Below are 14467 nucleotides of genomic sequence, written 5' to 3' on the forward strand. Positions count from 1 at the left end.
CAGTGGGTCGTACCGGCGGTTGCCCGGCGGTCGTCCGGCCGGTGGCCGGCAGGCCGTACGGCGCTCAGTCGAGGTAGCCGCGGAGCTGGTCGGCGAAGGCGTGGTCGCGGAGTTTGCCGAGGGTCTTGGACTCGATCTGGCGGATGCGTTCGCGGGTGACGCCGAAGATCCGGCCTATCTCCTCCAGGGTGCGGGGGCGGCCGTCGGCCAGGCCGTAGCGGAGCTGGACGACTTTGCGTTCGCGTTCGCCGAGGGTGGACAGGACCGCGTCGAGGTGTTCGCGCAGCAGCAGGAACGCGGCGGATTCGACGGGTGAGGCGGCGTCGCCGTCCTCGATGAGGTCGCCGAGGGCGACGTCCTCCTCCTCGCCGACGGGGGCGTGCAGCGAGACCGGCTCCTGGGCGAGCCGCAGTACCTCGGTGACGCGTTCCGCGGTGAGGTCGAGGTGGGCGGCGACCTCCTCGGGGGGCGGTTCGTAGCCGCGTTCCTGGAGCATCCGGCGCTGGACGCGTACGACGCGGTTGATCAGCTCGACGACGTGGACCGGGACGCGGATGGTTCTGGCCTGGTCGGCCAGCGCGCGGGACATCGCCTGCCGGATCCACCAGGTCGCGTACGTGGAGAACTTGTAGCCGCGGGCGTAGTCGAATTTCTCGACGGCGCGGATCAGTCCGAGGTTCCCCTCCTGGACGAGGTCGAGCATGGTCAGGCCGCGGCCGACGTAGCGCTTGGCGACGGAGACCACCAGGCGCAGGTTGGCCTCGATGAGGCGACGCTTGGCCATCCGGCCGAGGACGACCAACTTGTCGAGGTCGTAGGCGAGTTGGGAGGAGAGGTCGGGGGTGTTGGTGAGCTTTTCCTCGGCGAAGAGACCGGCCTCGACGCGGCGGGCGAGTTCGACCTCCTCGACGGCGGTGAGCAGCGGGATCCGGCCGATCTCGCGGAGGTACTGGCGGAAGAGGTCGGAGGAGGGGCCGGCGGTCTCGGGGCGGGGGGCCGGGGCGGATTCCGGTTCCGGTTCCGACGCCGGTTCCAGCGCCGGTTCCAGTACCAGTTCCGTTTCTGGTTCCAGTTCCGTTTCTGGTGCCGGTTCCGTTGCCGGCCCGGGTTCCGCCTCGGGGTCCGGCGCGGGTCCGGGGTCCAGGGAGACGTCCAGGAGCCTTTCGGCGGCGGGCGGTTCGGGCTGCTGCGGCACGGTGACGGGCTCGGCGGCCGGGTCGAGGAGCGACGGGACGGGTTCGGCGGCCGGCTGTGTGGCGGGTTCCGCGGGGGCCGGCGCGTCGGCGAGGGTCTGGGTCTGCACGGGGGCGACCTCCAGGGTGATCGCTGCGGAAGCGGCAGAAAGGCCGGGTACGGATGCGGCCGAGCCGCCGTCCGTCCCGTACGTCAAGAGGGGTACCGCGGGGGTTTCCGGGGGCGTACGCCCGGGCCCGCCGCGCTCCGAGGACTCAGGCACCGCTTCTCAGTGTGGAGTACGACACAGGCCTGCCACGAGGGGCGTGCGAGCACTTTTTGAGTCCGGTCCGTGACCGGACGGCTACCGGGGGGTGCTTCCCGGGGCCTAGGGGGAGGGGGAACAGATCCCGTAGGGGACACGAGGGCCCCCTGCGGGGCCACAACAGGGGTGGGGCGGGGGTTATTCCAGCGGGGGTTCTCCAGCAGGAGGGTTGCTCCAGCAGGGGGTTGCTCCAGCGGGGGCCGCAGGTGGTGCATCGCTGATCGAGGCCGATCGGGGAGAAGGGAGACACTTCCTGCCGCGTGTATCGCTGATCGGGGAACCACGTCCTACGCGTGTACCGCTGATCGGGATACGCCTCCTACAGCGCGGCGTAGCCCCGTTCGCGCAGGGACTGGCCGTACTGCTGGAGGACCCAGAGTTCGTTCTGTACGGCGGTCAGGTGCTCGGGGTCGGCGCGTGGGCCGAGGCGCTGGAGGGTGCCGCGGATCTCCGTGACGCGGCGGTTGACGGCGGCGAGGCGGACGGCGACCAACTGGACGCCGGCGTAGGCCTCGTCGGGGTCGCGGCGGGTGTGCAGGGGCTCCACGGCGAGCTCGGTGACCATGGCGCGGACCGTGTCGTCGGGGGCGGCGTCGCGGACCCGGGGGACGTAGGTGTTGTCGGCGGCGCCGGCCGCTGCGCCGCCGGCGTCCTCGATGCACTGGCGGACGACGGCGTAGGGCGGGGCGGTGAACTCATCGGCGCCGTAGGCGTCGAAGGCCGGGGAGACCAGGTCGGGGCGCTGTAGGGCGAGCTTGAGCAGTTCGCGTTCGACCCGGTGGGCGGGGCTGCGGAGGTTGAGGGCCGGGCCGCTGGGGCCGGGGCCGGGGGCGGGGCGGGCCTGTTCGGGGGCGGGGGCCGGGCCGCGGTGCTGTCGGCGGCCCTGGTCGGGTCCGCCGTCGCGGCCGCGTTCGCGGGCCCAGCGGGCGAGCTGGCTGACCCGGCGGACGACGAACTGGGTGTCCAGGATGCCGAGCATGCCGGCGAGCTGGACGGCGGATTCGTGCTGGATGGAGCTGTTCTTGATGTGGGCGACGATGGGCGCCGCTTCGTCGAGGGCGGCGGCGCGGCCCACGGTGGTGTCGAGGTTGTGGCGCGAGACGACGTGGCGGAGGGCGAACTCGAAGAGCGGGGTGCGGGACTCGACGAGGTCGGCGACGGCCTGATCGCCCTTGGCGAGGCGCAGGTCGCAGGGGTCCATACCGCCGGGGGTGATGGCGATGGAGGTCTCGGCGGCGAACTTCTGGTCGTCCTCGAAGGCGCGTAGGGCGGCCTTCTGGCCTGCGGCGTCGCCGTCGAAGGTGAAGACGACCTCGGAGCCTGAGTTGTCCATCAGCAGCCGGCGGAGGATCTTGATGTGGCCCTCGCCGAAGGAGGTGCCGCAGGTGGCGATGGCGGTGGTGACGCCGGCCAGATGGCAGGCCATGACGTCCGTGTAGCCCTCGACGACGACGGCGCGGTTGGTCCTGGCGATCTCCTTCTTGGCGAGGTCGATGCCGTAGAGGACCTGGGACTTGCGGTAGAGGGGGGTTTCGGGGGTGTTGAGGTACTTGGGGCCGTTGTCGTCGTCGCGGAGCTTGCGGGCGCCGAAGCCGACGACCTCGCCGGCGATATCGCGGATGGGCCACATCAGGCGGCCGCGGAAGCGGTCGATGGGGCCGCGGCGGCCCTCCTGGGCGAGGCCGCAGAGGACCAGTTCCTTGTCGCTGAAGCCGCGGCCGCGCAGGAAGCGGGTGAGGTGGTCCCAGCCGGCCGGGCTGTAGCCGACGCCGAAGTGCTGGGCGGCGGCCTGGTCGAAGCCGCGCTCGGCGAGGAACTTACGGGCGATCTCGGCCTCGGGGCTGCCCAGCTGCTCGACGTAGAACTGGGCGGCGGCTTTGTGGGCCTCCACCAGGCGGGTGCGCTCGCCCTGCTGGCGGCCGGGGGTGTAGCCGCCCTCTTCGTAGCGCAGGGTGATGCCGGCCTGGGAGGCGAGCCGCTCGATGGTCTCGGCGAAGGAGAGGTGGTCGATCTTCATGATGAAGTCGACGGTGTCGCCGCCCTCCTGGCAGCCGAAGCAGTGGTACAGGCCCTTGGCGGGGCTGACGTGGAAGGACGGGGACTTCTCGTCGTGGAAGGGGCACAGACCCTTGAGGTTGCCGCCGCCGGCGTTGCGGAGCTGGAGGTACTCGGACACGACGGCGTCGATCGGGACCGCGTCCCGTACCGCCTTCACATCGTCATCGTTGATCCTGCCTGCCACGCGTGAATTCTACGGTGGGGGTCGGACACTCCTGGCCGCCGAGGCGTGCCGGCGGGGGTCAGGCCATCAGTTCCGTGAAGCGGTCCAGGCCGATGTTGCCACCGGAGATGATCACGCCGATGCGGGGCGGGAGCGGGGCGAGGCGGCCGGTGAGGAGGGCGGCCAGGGCGCTGGCTCCGCTGGGTTCGGTCACGATCTTGAGGCGTTCGAAGGCGAATTTCATGGCGGCGCGGATCTCGTCGTCGCTGACCAGGACGACGGAGTCGAGCAGCCGCCGGTTGATCGAGAAGGTGAGGGTGCCGGGGGTGTCGACGGCCTGGCCGTCGGCGATGGTGTGCGGCACGGGGATGGTGACGGGGTGGCCTGCGGCGAGGGAGCGCAGGGTGTCGTCGCCGGTCTCGGGCTCGACGCCGATCATGCGGATGCCCGGGGCGAGGGCGGTGGCGGCGGTGGCCGAGCCGGCCATCAGCCCGCCGCCGCCGAGGGGCGCGAGCAGCGCGTCGAGCGGGCCGGTGTCCGCCAGCAGTTCGAGGGCGGCGGTGCCCTGGCCGGCGATGATGTGCGGATGCTCGTAGGGCGGGATGAGGGTCAGGCCGCGTTCTTCGGCGAGCTGGTGGGCGAGGGCGGCGCGGTCGGCGGTGTAGCGGTCGTAGCGGACGATCTCGGCGCCGTATCCGGCGGTGGCGTCGAGCTTGGACTGCGGGGAGTCCTCGGGCATCACGAGGACGGCGTGGCTGCCGAGCTCGCGTGCTGCCAGGGCGACGGCCTGGGCGTGGTTGCCCGAGGAGTACGCGGCGACGCCGCGGGCCAGCTGCTCGGACGTGAGCCGGGAGAGGGCGTTGTAGGCGCCGCGGAACTTGAAGGCGCCGACGCGCTGGAAGTTCTCGCACTTGAGGTGGATCTCGGCGCCGGTCAGTGCGTCGAGGGTGCGGGAGCGGAGCACGGGCGTGCGGTGGGCCACGCCCGCCAGCCGCCGGGCGGCGTCCCGGACGTCGTCGAAGGTGACGGCGTCCGGGGCGGGGCCGGCGGGTCGGGTGGGGCTGCCGGGTCCACCTGTTCCGCTGGGGCTCGTCATACGCGCACGCTACGGGAGCAGTGATGCGAGCGGAACCTCAGGATCGGCCAGGGTGGCGGGGTCGAGGGGCCGGCCGGAGCGGATGAGGCGCTGGATGGTCTCGGCGACGTCCCAGACGTTGACGTTCATCCCGGCGAGCAGCCGGCCGTCGGCGGCGAGCCAGAAGGCGATGAACTCCCGCTTGGCGACGTCGCCGCGGCAGACGACCTGCGCGTAGGAGCCGGGCGGGGCGTAGCCGGAGTACTCCATGCCGACGTCGTACTGGTCGGAGAAGAAGTACGGGATGCGGTCGTAGCTGATGTCCTGGCCGAGCATGGCGCGGGCGGCGGCGGGGCCGCCGTTGAGGGCGTTGGCCCAGTGTTCGACGCGCAGGCGGGTGTCCAGGAGGGGGTGGTCGGCGGCGGCGACGTCGCCGGCGGCGTAGATGTACGGGTCGGAGGTGCGCAGCGCGGCGTCCACCGCGATGCCGCCGCCGGCGTCGCGGTCGACGAGGTCCAGTCCGGCCTGTTCGGCGAGGGCGGTGCGCGGGGCGGCGCCGATCGCGGCGAGCACGTCGTGGGCGGGGTGTTCCTCGCCGTCGTCGGTGCGCACCGCGAGCACCATGCCGTCCTGGCCGATGATCTCGGTGAAGCGGGCGCCGAAGTGGAAGCGGACGCCGTGTTCGCGGTGCAGCTCGGTGAAGAGGCCGCCGAGTTCGGGGCCGAGGATGCCGTGCAGGGGGGTGGGGGCCGGTTCCACGACGGTGACTTCGGCGCCGTAGGTGCGGGCGGCGGCGGCGACCTCCAGGCCGATCCAGCCGGCGCCGGCGATGACCAGCTGCCCGTTCTCGCGGCCGAGGGAGGCCAGGACGCCGCGCAGCCGTTCGGCGTGGGCGAGGCGGCGCAGGTGGTGGACGCCGGCCAGGCCGGTGCCGGGGATGTTCAGGCGGCGGGGTTCGGCGCCGGTGGCCAGCAGCAGCTTGTCGTAGACGATCAGGGTGCCGTCCCCGAGGCGTACGGTCTTGGCCGTGGGGTCCAGGTGGACGGCGGGCTGGCCGAGGTGGAGCTCGATCTGTGCCTTGGCGTACCAGGCGGGTTCGTGGATGAAGACGCTGTCGCGCTCTTCCTTGCCGAGCAGGTACCCCTTGGACAGCGGGGGGCGCTCGTAGGGGTGGTCGCGCTCGTCGCAGATGAGGATCACCCGTCCGGTGAAGCCCTCCGAGCGGAGCGTCTCCGCGGCCTTCGCTCCGGCCAGGCCACCCCCGACGATGACGAACGTCTGGTGTGCGTCGACCACTTGCTTCCTCCTCGTTGCGGTGCCGTACGTCCGCGTCGGCGTCCGTTGACGCCCCCCGGTGTGCTCCCCCCGATGTGCCCCTGGTGTGCCCCCGGTGTTTCCCCGGGTGCTTTTCCGGTAGATGTGTGCGGCGCCGTCGGGGTTCCCGTTCGGTGTGCGCGGGGGCCCCGTTGGCATCCGGTCGGCTCTGAGCGTCCCGCACGCAGCGTGAGGGGGGAAGAGGGACTTCCCCCTAGGGTCACCCTCGGTTGCGCTCTGTGTTACCAGGGCGTCGGGTGAGACGGGCATGCAGCGAGCGGGCCGAGAGGTCGGTCAGGGCCGCGATCTGGTCGATGACGGCGCGCATCCGCGCGGTGTCGTCGGGGGCCGCGTCGAAGAGTGAACGGAACTGCGGATCAAGGCCGTCGGGGGCGCGGGCGAGCAACGCCTCGGCCAGTTCGGCGATGACGATGCGCTGGTCGGCGCGGAGCGCTTCCTGGTCGGGGCGCTGCATGACGTAGCGGTCGGCGACGGCCTTCAAAACGGCGCATTCCAGCCGGGTTTCGTCCGGAACCACCAGCTGCGCTCCGTAGCGGGTGAGCCGCCCGCTCCCCCACTGCGCGCGGGTCGCGCCCTCCGCGGCCAGGCAGAAGCGGCCGATCAACTGGCTGGTGGCGTCCTTGAGGCGGGCCTGGGCGAGTGCGGAGCCGTCGTAGCCGTGCGGCCACCACTCCTGTTCCAGGAGGCGGTCCAGCGCGGCGGCCAGCTCTTCGGGGCCGGCGCCCGGCGCATAGCGTGCGGCGGCGACCGTGAAGATCTCGGCGCGTTCGGCGTCGGCGAGCAGGAGGTTGGGGTCGAGGTGCCCGGCGTGCAGTCCGTCCTCGACGTCGTGCACCGAGTACGCGACGTCGTCGGACCAGTCCATGACCTGTGCCTCGAAGCTCTGCGCCCCGTCGGGCGTGCCCTGCCGGAACCAGTCGAACACCGGCAGGTCGTCCGCGTAGACCCCGAACTTCCTGGAGCCCGGGTCGCTGGGGTGCGCGCCGCGCGGCCAGGGGTACTTGGTGGCGGCGTCGAGGGCGGCGCGGGAGAGGTTGAGGCCGACGCTGTGCGCCGAGCCGTCCGGGGCGGGCACGAACCGTTTGGGCTCCAGACGGGCCAGCAGCCGCAGCGACTGGGCGTTGCCCTCGAAGCCGCCGCAGGGCGCGGCGACTTCGTTGAGGGCCTGCTCGCCGTTGTGCCCGAAGGGCGGGTGGCCGAGGTCGTGCGCCAGACAGGCGGTCTCGACCAGGTCCGGGTCGCAGCCGAGGGCGGCGCCGAGCTCCCGGCCGACCTGGGCGCACTCCAGGGAGTGGGTCAGCCGGGTGCGCGGGCTGGCGTCCCAGGCGTAGGTGAGCGCGCCGGGGGCGACGACCTGGGTCTTTCCGGCCAGCCTGCGCAGCGCGGCGGAGTGCAGCACCCGGGCGCGGTCGCGCTGGAAGGCGGTGCGGCCGGGCCGTTTGTCGGGTTCGGGGACCCAGCGCTCGGTGTCGGCCGCGGTGTAACCGGGGAGGGTCGGTGGTGTGCCCGTCATACAGCGACGGTAGCCGCCCTGGAGCTCTCGGAGTCGGATCCGGTGCGCGCGAGGAGCGCCTGGTCGTAGCGGTGCAGGACCAGACGGGCCAGTGCCGGGTGGTCGCCCAGGGGTGCGGCGGCGGTCTGCGGGGCGGCGTCGGCGCACTGGGTGGCGAAGCGGCCGGGTGCGGTGAAGCAGGAGGCGACGGCGATCCGTTCGTGGCCGCGGGCGGTCAGCTCCCGGACGGCTTCGGGGACGGTGGGTGCGGCGGCCGACGCGTAGGCGGGCAGGACGGGGAGGCCGCCGAGCCGGTCGGAGAGGAGCCGGGCGGTGCGCTCGGTGTCCTGGGCGGAGCGGGCGGCGCGGGAGCCGGCGGCGGCCAGGACGACCGCCGTGCAGCCCCGTCCGGAGGCGGCGCCGGCCTCCAGCAGCCGGCCGTGCAGCGCCTCGGCGAGGAGCGGGTGCGGGCCGAGCGGGGCGGCGATCCGGCCGGTCAGATGGGGTGCGGCGGCCAGTGCGGCGGGCAGGTCGTGGGTGACGTGGTACCCATGGCCGAAAAGCAGCGGTACGAGGACGGCCTCGCCGTGCAGCCCTTCGAGGGTGTCGGCGAGCAGCGGCTGGTTGAGCTCGATGTGTCCGAGCCGTACGGGCAGTCCGGGGCGGAGCGCACGGACCCGGTCGAGGAGCGCGCGGATCGTGGGCAGGGCGCGCGGATCGCGGCTGCCGTGGGCCACGGCGACGAGGGTGGGGGCAGTGGGCCCCGGCTGGCGGAAGCCGTGCAGCCGGACCTGGCAGAGCTGGGTGCTCAGCTGGGCGGTGATCTCGGCGGCGAGGTCCCCCGTGCCGAGGGGTGCGGCGTGCGGGGCGAGCGGCGGGTGCGAGGCGTGCGACAGGGACGCGTGCGGGAGCGACGGGTGGTCGGCCCCCGTGCGGGTGGACCCCGTACGGGCGGACCCCGGGTGGGCGGGCGACGGGTGGTCGTGCCCCGGGCAGGAAGGGGGGTGCGGTATCGGCGCCGTCATGACGTGAGCGTGGCAGCCGGGCGTTGCGGTGCCGTTTCCCCGCCGCGAAATCCGTGTTCCGGCCGGCTGCCGCCCCGGCTGCCCGCGCTGTGCGTCAGGGCCGCCCGGCTAGGGGGTGTCCGCCTCGTGGGCGTCGATCTCCTTGAGGTACGTGGCGCGCACCGCCTCATCCAGGAAGGACGCGCGGAAGGAGTTACGGGCCAGGGTGCGCAGCGTCGGCGCGTCGAGGCCGAGGGCATCGCGTACCGCGGTGAAGTTGTCCTCTACGTAGCCGCCGAAATACGCCGGGTCGTCGGAGTTGACGGTCACCAGCAGCCCGGCATCGAGCATCGCGGGCAGCGGGTGGTCGGCCAGGTCGTCGATGACCCGCAGCCGGACGTTCGACAGCGGGCAGACAGTCAGCGGCACCTGCTCGGCCACCAGGCGGGCGACCAGCCGCTCGTCCTCCATGCAGCGCACGCCGTGGTCGATCCGGTCCACACCGAGGACGTCCAGGGCCTCCCACACATACGCGGCGGGGCCCTCCTCCCCCGCGTGCGCGACGCACTTGAGCCCGGCCTCCCGGGCCCGTGCGAAGACCTCCTGGAACTTCGACGGCGGGTGCCCGACCTCGGCCGAGTCCAGACCGACGGCGGTGATCCGGCCGAGGTACGGGCGGGCCGCCTCGAAGGTCTCCAGGGCCGATGCGGCGCTCTCGTCGCGCAGGAAGGACATGATCAGGCGGGTGCTGATGCCGTAGGTCTCCTCGGCGGCGTCGAGCGCCCGGGCCAGGCCGTTGATGACGGTGCCGATCGGGACGCCGCGCGCGGTGTGCGCCTGCGGGTCGAAGAAGATCTCGGCGTGCCGTACGCCCTGCTCCTTGGCGCGGGCCAGATAGGCGTGGGTGAGGTCGGCGAAGTCGTCCTCGGTGCGCAGTACGGCCATCAGCGCGTAGTAGAGGTTCAGGAACGACTGGAGATCCGTGAAGGAGTAGGCACGGCGCAGCTCCTCCTCGGTGGCGTAGGGCAGCGTGACGCCGTTGCGCGCGGCGAGCGCGAAGGCGAGACCGGGCTCCAGGGTGCCCTCGATGTGCAGATGCAGCTCCGCCTTCGGCAGCGGCCGGGGCGCGGTGCGGGCGGAGGGGCCGGACGGGTCTGCGGGGTCTGCGGGAGAGGGAGCCACGCGGTCACACCTGTTCTGCGGTACGGGAGGGGTCGCCTTCCGCGGCACGGGAAGGATCATCCAGATTAGCCGCGCGGGCCCCGCGCCAGTCGCCGCCCACGATGGGCGTGGCAGTGGCCCGCAGCCGGGCGGCGAGCGGTTCGGCCGCCAGGTAGACCCAGGCCCGTACGGTCCTGCCGCCTGGCCGGGCGACCGTCCTGCCGTCCGCGCTGCCGTCCGTCCCGCCGTCCGCGCACTCGGCCTCGGTGACCCTCCGCTCGTAGAGGTTCGCGCGGTCGCCGGGCGTGTAGCCCTCCAGCCGGTCCAGCGCGGCCAGGACCTCGTCGTAGTCGGCCTCGCGGGGCCACACGAGGGCGCCGTGCACCACCGCATCCGCGGGCCCGGCGACGGCGTACGGATATCCGGGGCCGTCGTAGAGCAGCGCACCGCCGATCCGGGCCGGCTCCTCGCGCGCGGTCCGGCCGCGCAGGGCCCAGGCGTGGTTCGCCTCACCGGGGCGCAGCGTTCCGTAGACGAAGAACGGCAGCCGCTCGGGCTCGGTGGTCATGCTGGTGCGTTCCTCTCCGGGGCGGCAGGGCGGGGGCCTTGGGCGCGTGCCTCGCCGGGCGCGAGGCCGGATGCCCCTGCAACCATCATCGGCCGCCGGGCGTCGCTTGCTACGAGATCGATCGCCGTCAACCGCAGTCGATCGCAATCAACCGCAGTCGGTCGCTGCCGATTGCTGTCGATCGCTGTCGATCGCTGGCGGCATGACCGGATGTGACAGGGACGGGGCTGAGGATGCCAGGGCTCATACAGCGGATGTGGAGCGGGGTGCGCCGCGTACGGCTGCCCCGTACCCGGCGCGGGCAGCGCCGCGCCTACCAGGCCGTGGTGGCCGCGACGGTGCTCGCCCTCGCGCCCGCGACCTGGATGAACGCCACCGCGGGCCCGCGGGTGCACACCGTCGCCGACGCGCCCTCGGCCCCGGTCGCCATCGTCTTCGGCGCGGGCCTGTGGAACGGCGAGCCGTCCCCGTACCTCGCCCACCGGCTGGACGCGGCGGCCGCGCTCTACGACCGGGGCAAGGTCCGCGCGGTCCTGGTCACCGGCGACAACAGCCGGCACGACTACGACGAGCCGGACGCGATGCGTTCCTATCTGGTGCGGCACGGCGTCCCGGCCCGGAAGATCGTCAGCGACTATGCGGGCTTCGACACCTGGGACTCGTGCAGCCGGGCCCGCCGGATCTTCGGTGTGGAGCGGGCGGTGCTGGTCAGCCAGGGGTTCCACATCCGGCGCGCGCTGGCGCTGTGTGAGGCGGCCGGTGTGGAGGCGCACGGTGTCGGGGTCGCCGCCCGGCACGATGTGACCTGGGCGTACGGCGGCGTGCGGGAGATCTTCGCGGCCGGCAAGGCGGCGTTGGAGGCGGCGCTGCGGCCCGATCCGCACTTCCTCGGGCCGCACGAGAAGGGGGTGACGGAGGCGCTGCGCTAGCGCTCCCCGCCACCCCTCCGTCAGTCCCGCGGGTCCGTCAGGCCTGGGCCGCGCGGGAGTACAGGCTGAGGACCTTCCCCCCGAAGTACGGGCTGTAGGAGGTCCGGTCGGCGTCCGGCCCCTTGGGGCCACCGCCGTTGAGCCCGCCGATCAGGCCGATGACCCGGCCGGTGCCGGCCTCCTCGTCGAAGTCCGTCAGCCAGGGGCTGCCCGAGGTGCCGCCGTAGAACCCGGCGCAGTCCAGGCGCATTTGGTGGGTATCGGCCAGTCGGGCCGTGTGGGTGGCGCAGCGGACCGCCCGGTCCTCAGGGTCGTTGCGGACCTTGGGGTAGCCGATGACGGTGACGTCGTTGGCGTAACCGGGCGTGGGCGTCAGGAGGTTGCCGCCGGTGACGTCTTCGAGGGAGCGGCCGCGGTCGTCGTCGGCGACGGTGGCGAACGCGAAGTCGAGGTCGGCCTTGTCACCGGTCGTGCCGCGGTCGGGGTAGGCGAAGGACTTCTCGATCGCCCACACCCCGTGCGGCTGGGTGGTGGCGCCGGAACGGTACTGCGGGACGAACGCGGCCCGGGCGCCCGGGTTGCAGTGCCCGGCGGTGAGGATCAGGTTGCGGTGCGGGCTGTGCACCACGCTCGCGGTGCAGTGGTGCGCGCGGGCGTCCCCGTCGACGGAGAAGAGCACACCGACGGACGGGACGCCGTCGAAGTGCTGTGCGGTGTCGGGGACTTTGGCCGCGGCGCCGGTGGGTTTGGCCGGAGTGGCGCTCGGCGAGGCGGAGGTGGCGGCCGGCGAGGCAGCCGCGGCGGTGGGCGAGGCGGACGCGCCCGTGGGTGAGGAAGCCGCGCCGCTGGGCGAGGCGGACGGGGCCGGGGGCTCGTCACCGGCCGGTGCGGCGGCCGCCATCCGCTCGGCAGTCCAGTAGGCGGCGGCGTCCTGGCTGGTCCAGGAGGCGTCCGGGGCGGTGCTCGGCCGGCCGGCGCCCGATGTGCCGCTCCGGGAGCCCTCGGCCGCATGACCGGCGGGCGCGGTGGCCAGGCACATCGCCATGCCGAGCACGGCCGTCACCGCGCGGCGCCGGCGCGGCTGCGGCCGGGCGTGCCGCGGCGAGCCGGTCCGTTGCACGGAGGCCGGCTGCATGGAGGCCGACTGCGTGGAGTCCGGCTGCATGGAATCCCGCTGCATATCAGCTCGTCTCCTCTGCGACCCACGACAGATAACCGGCGCCGCCCTTGGTGACCGGGGTGGCGATGATCTCGGGGGTGTCGTAGTCGTGTGCCTGGAGGAGATAGCTCTCCAGCTCCGGGTAGCGCGCCTGTGCCGTCTTGAACAGCACCTGCCACTCCCGTGTGGTCTCCACCGCACCGTCCCAGCGGTAGACCGAGGTCACCGGCGCGCTGATCTGTGCACAGGCGGCGAGCCTGCCCTCGATCGCACCGCGCGCCAGCCGCTCGGCCTTCTCCTCGCTGTCGGTGGTCGTCATGACGGTCAGAAACCCGCCCGGCTGCCCGGCCGGTCCGGGCTGTTCGCTCAGGGCTGTGGGGTCGGCCACTGTTGCGCATCCTTCGTGTGGGGGGGGACAGGGGACGCTGGGGCTTCTCGCTCGGATCGGCCCGGGCCGCATCGTACGGACCGAGATGATCATCGCGTAAGTGACGGGCCCGCTCGGGAACGGTTAGCACCCGGACGCCGGGCCCGCCCAGCTCCGCCCCGCCCCGCCGAGCCGCGGACCGCCGTACCTCCCCGGCGCACGGGGTCCGGGGTCCGGCGTCCGGGATCCGGAGCCCGGGGACGATGCCCCGGTTGCGTCCGCCCGGGCAACGGCAACGATGGAAAGGGAGCCCGCAGCCGGTCCCGCATGCGAAAGGCCAGCATCATGGACGATCTCATCGCGCTCACCCGCCACCAGCTCGACGAGGCCAGGACCGCCGCCCACGGGCGCAGCGCCCACCTCTTTCTGCACAACGGCCCGCTGCGGCAGACCGTGATCGCACTGGTCGCGGGCGCCTCACTGGACGAACACAATGCGCCGCTGGCGGCGAGCCTCCAGGTGCTGCACGGCCGGGTCCGGCTGACCGGGGCCGGTGGTGGCCAAGAGCTGACGGCTGGTCAGGTCGCCATGATGCCGGGCGAACGGCACGGACTGGAGGCCGTCGAGGACTCGGCAGTGCTGCTGACGGCCGTCACGGAGGTGACAGCGCTGGTGCGCCCGAAGAGGAAGCTGGTGGCGGCGGTCGCCCGGGTAACGCGGAGGACGTCAGCGGGCTTCATGCATTTCTGAAAGTTGCATAGCTTCGCGTCCCTACGGGCTCGGGACCGGCTCCGTACGGCTTCGGAGCAGGTCCCGAGCCCGTACAGGCGCTCAGGCCGCCAGCCACTGGTCGTACGCCAGCTTGCACAGCAGCGCGATCACCACGACCACCAGCACCCCGCGGACGAACCCGGCACCGCGCTTGAGCGCCATCCTGGCGCCGACCATCCCGCCGACGAGGTTGAACAGCGCGAGCAGGGCGCCCAGTTGCCACAGCACGGTGCCCTGGATCGCGAACATCGTCAGCGCACCGACGTTGGTGCAGACGTTGACGACCTTGGCGGTGGCGGACGAGGTGACCAGGTCCATGTGCAGCACCGCGGCGAGCGCGATGACCAGGAACGCACCGGTTCCGGGCCCGATCAGGCCGTCGTAGAAGCCGATGCCCAGGCCCGCGACCAGGATGGCCGCCAGCACCCGCTGCCGGGAAACCGGGCCCGAGGGTGCGGGGGCGGTGCCGAAGGCCGGGCGGAAGAGGATGAACGCGAGCACCGCCAGCAGCACGGCCATGATCAGCGGGCGGAGCACCTCGCTGTTGATACCGGCCGCGAAGAACGCCCCGGCCAGCGAACCGGCGACCGCGGCGAGCCCGATCCGCAGTGCGGTGCGGACATCGATCGGGGCCTTGCGGACGTAGGTGACGGCGGCCGCGGTGGTCCCCACGATGGCGGTGGACTTGTTGGTGCCGAGGACGTAGGCGGCGGGGGTGTGCGGCAGGCCGACCAGCAGCGCGGGGAGCAGCAGCAGTCCGCCGCCGCCCACCACGGCATCGATCCAGCCCGCGGCGAGTGCGGCCAGGCAGAGCAGGGTCAGGGCGAAGAGCGATATGTCAGGGGGCACCGGTTGATCTTATGAACCGTGCCCGGACCAGGCTTCGG

13 protein-coding genes are annotated in these 14467 nt (G+C 73.0%); 2 read left to right on the forward strand and 11 right to left on the reverse strand.

Features of this window, described 5'->3' with window-relative positions:
• Positions 1 to 64: 64 nt before the first annotated feature.
• The 8 genes from ACZ55A_RS03940 to ACZ55A_RS03975 form a co-directional block, all read right to left on the reverse strand.
• Complete coding sequence (locus ACZ55A_RS03940) at positions 65 to 1456, reverse strand: sigma-70 family RNA polymerase sigma factor (RefSeq protein ID WP_468832744.1); 1392 nt, start codon at positions 1454 to 1456, stop codon at positions 65 to 67.
• Between the two features lie 361 nt (positions 1457 to 1817).
• Entirely contained in the window at positions 1818 to 3740 is a 1923-nt protein-coding gene (gene dnaG, locus ACZ55A_RS03945) for a DNA primase (RefSeq protein ID WP_468832748.1), read from the reverse strand.
• 58 nt (positions 3741 to 3798) lie between these two features.
• On the reverse strand, positions 3799 to 4815 hold the full coding sequence (locus ACZ55A_RS03950; protein ID WP_468832752.1) for a pyridoxal-phosphate dependent enzyme: 1017 nt from the start codon (positions 4813 to 4815) through the stop codon (positions 3799 to 3801).
• A 9-nt stretch (positions 4816 to 4824) separates the two neighbouring features.
• Complete coding sequence (locus ACZ55A_RS03955) at positions 4825 to 6090, reverse strand: NAD(P)/FAD-dependent oxidoreductase (protein ID WP_468832757.1); 1266 nt, start codon at positions 6088 to 6090, stop codon at positions 4825 to 4827.
• A 238-nt stretch (positions 6091 to 6328) separates the two neighbouring features.
• Entirely contained in the window at positions 6329 to 7642 is a 1314-nt protein-coding gene (locus tag ACZ55A_RS03960; RefSeq protein ID WP_468832761.1) for a deoxyguanosinetriphosphate triphosphohydrolase, read from the reverse strand.
• A complete protein-coding gene (locus tag ACZ55A_RS03965; protein WP_468832765.1) occupies positions 7639 to 8646 on the reverse strand; it encodes a sirohydrochlorin chelatase in 1008 nt (335 codons plus the stop codon). The genes ACZ55A_RS03960 and ACZ55A_RS03965 overlap by 4 nt, the downstream gene beginning before the upstream one ends.
• 108 nt (positions 8647 to 8754) lie before the next feature.
• The gene (locus ACZ55A_RS03970) at positions 8755 to 9741 is read right to left on the reverse strand and encodes an adenosine deaminase (RefSeq protein WP_468834625.1); all 987 of its coding nucleotides are present in this window, start codon (positions 9739 to 9741) and stop codon (positions 8755 to 8757) included.
• Between the two features lie 70 nt (positions 9742 to 9811).
• Positions 9812 to 10354, reverse strand: coding sequence for a gamma-glutamylcyclotransferase family protein (locus ACZ55A_RS03975; protein ID WP_468832770.1), 543 nt, complete (start codon positions 10352 to 10354; stop codon positions 9812 to 9814).
• A gap of 233 nt (positions 10355 to 10587) precedes the next feature.
• Between ACZ55A_RS03975 and ACZ55A_RS03980 the strand changes: the two genes are divergently transcribed.
• Positions 10588 to 11283, forward strand: a complete 696-nt coding sequence (locus ACZ55A_RS03980) for a SanA/YdcF family protein (RefSeq protein WP_468832774.1) — start codon at positions 10588 to 10590, stop codon at positions 11281 to 11283.
• A gap of 37 nt (positions 11284 to 11320) precedes the next feature.
• On the opposite strand, the gene ACZ55A_RS03985 is transcribed toward ACZ55A_RS03980, so the two are convergent.
• Positions 11321 to 12463, reverse strand: coding sequence for a trypsin-like serine peptidase (locus ACZ55A_RS03985; RefSeq protein ID WP_468832778.1), 1143 nt, complete (start codon positions 12461 to 12463; stop codon positions 11321 to 11323).
• Position 12464: 1 nt separating this feature from the next.
• Complete coding sequence (gene cutA, locus ACZ55A_RS03990; protein WP_468832782.1) at positions 12465 to 12830, reverse strand: divalent-cation tolerance protein CutA; 366 nt, start codon at positions 12828 to 12830, stop codon at positions 12465 to 12467.
• 324 nt (positions 12831 to 13154) lie between these two features.
• Between cutA and ACZ55A_RS03995 the strand changes: the two genes are divergently transcribed.
• Complete coding sequence (locus ACZ55A_RS03995) at positions 13155 to 13559, forward strand: cupin domain-containing protein (RefSeq protein ID WP_468834630.1); 405 nt, start codon at positions 13155 to 13157, stop codon at positions 13557 to 13559.
• An 81-nt stretch (positions 13560 to 13640) separates the two neighbouring features.
• Here the strand turns inward: ACZ55A_RS03995 and ACZ55A_RS04000 are convergent, their stop codons facing one another.
• The gene (locus tag ACZ55A_RS04000; RefSeq protein WP_468832786.1) at positions 13641 to 14429 is read right to left on the reverse strand and encodes a sulfite exporter TauE/SafE family protein; all 789 of its coding nucleotides are present in this window, start codon (positions 14427 to 14429) and stop codon (positions 13641 to 13643) included.
• Positions 14430 to 14467 lie beyond the last annotated feature (38 nt).

It is taken from the genome of Streptomyces sp. NPDC034111 (assembly GCF_055575375.1).

Excerpts from the sequence above, each read along its gene's own strand:
- ACZ55A_RS03950 (WP_468832752.1), bottom strand. The coding sequence starts at position 4,815 with ATGACGAGCCCCAGCGGAACAGGTGGACCCGGCAGCCCCACCCGACCC.
- ACZ55A_RS03960 (WP_468832761.1), bottom strand. The coding sequence starts at position 7,642 with ATGACGGGCACACCACCGACCCTCCCCGGTTACACCGCGGCCGACACC.
- ACZ55A_RS03965 (WP_468832765.1), bottom strand. The coding sequence starts at position 8,646 with ATGACGGCGCCGATACCGCACCCCCCTTCCTGCCCGGGGCACGACCAC.
- ACZ55A_RS03975 (WP_468832770.1), bottom strand. The coding sequence starts at position 10,354 with ATGACCACCGAGCCCGAGCGGCTGCCGTTCTTCGTCTACGGAACGCTG.
- ACZ55A_RS03980 (WP_468832774.1), top strand. The coding sequence starts at position 10,588 with ATGCCAGGGCTCATACAGCGGATGTGGAGCGGGGTGCGCCGCGTACGG.
- ACZ55A_RS03985 (WP_468832778.1), bottom strand. The coding sequence starts at position 12,463 with ATGCAGCGGGATTCCATGCAGCCGGACTCCACGCAGTCGGCCTCCATG.
- ACZ55A_RS03995 (WP_468834630.1), top strand. The coding sequence starts at position 13,155 with ATGGACGATCTCATCGCGCTCACCCGCCACCAGCTCGACGAGGCCAGG.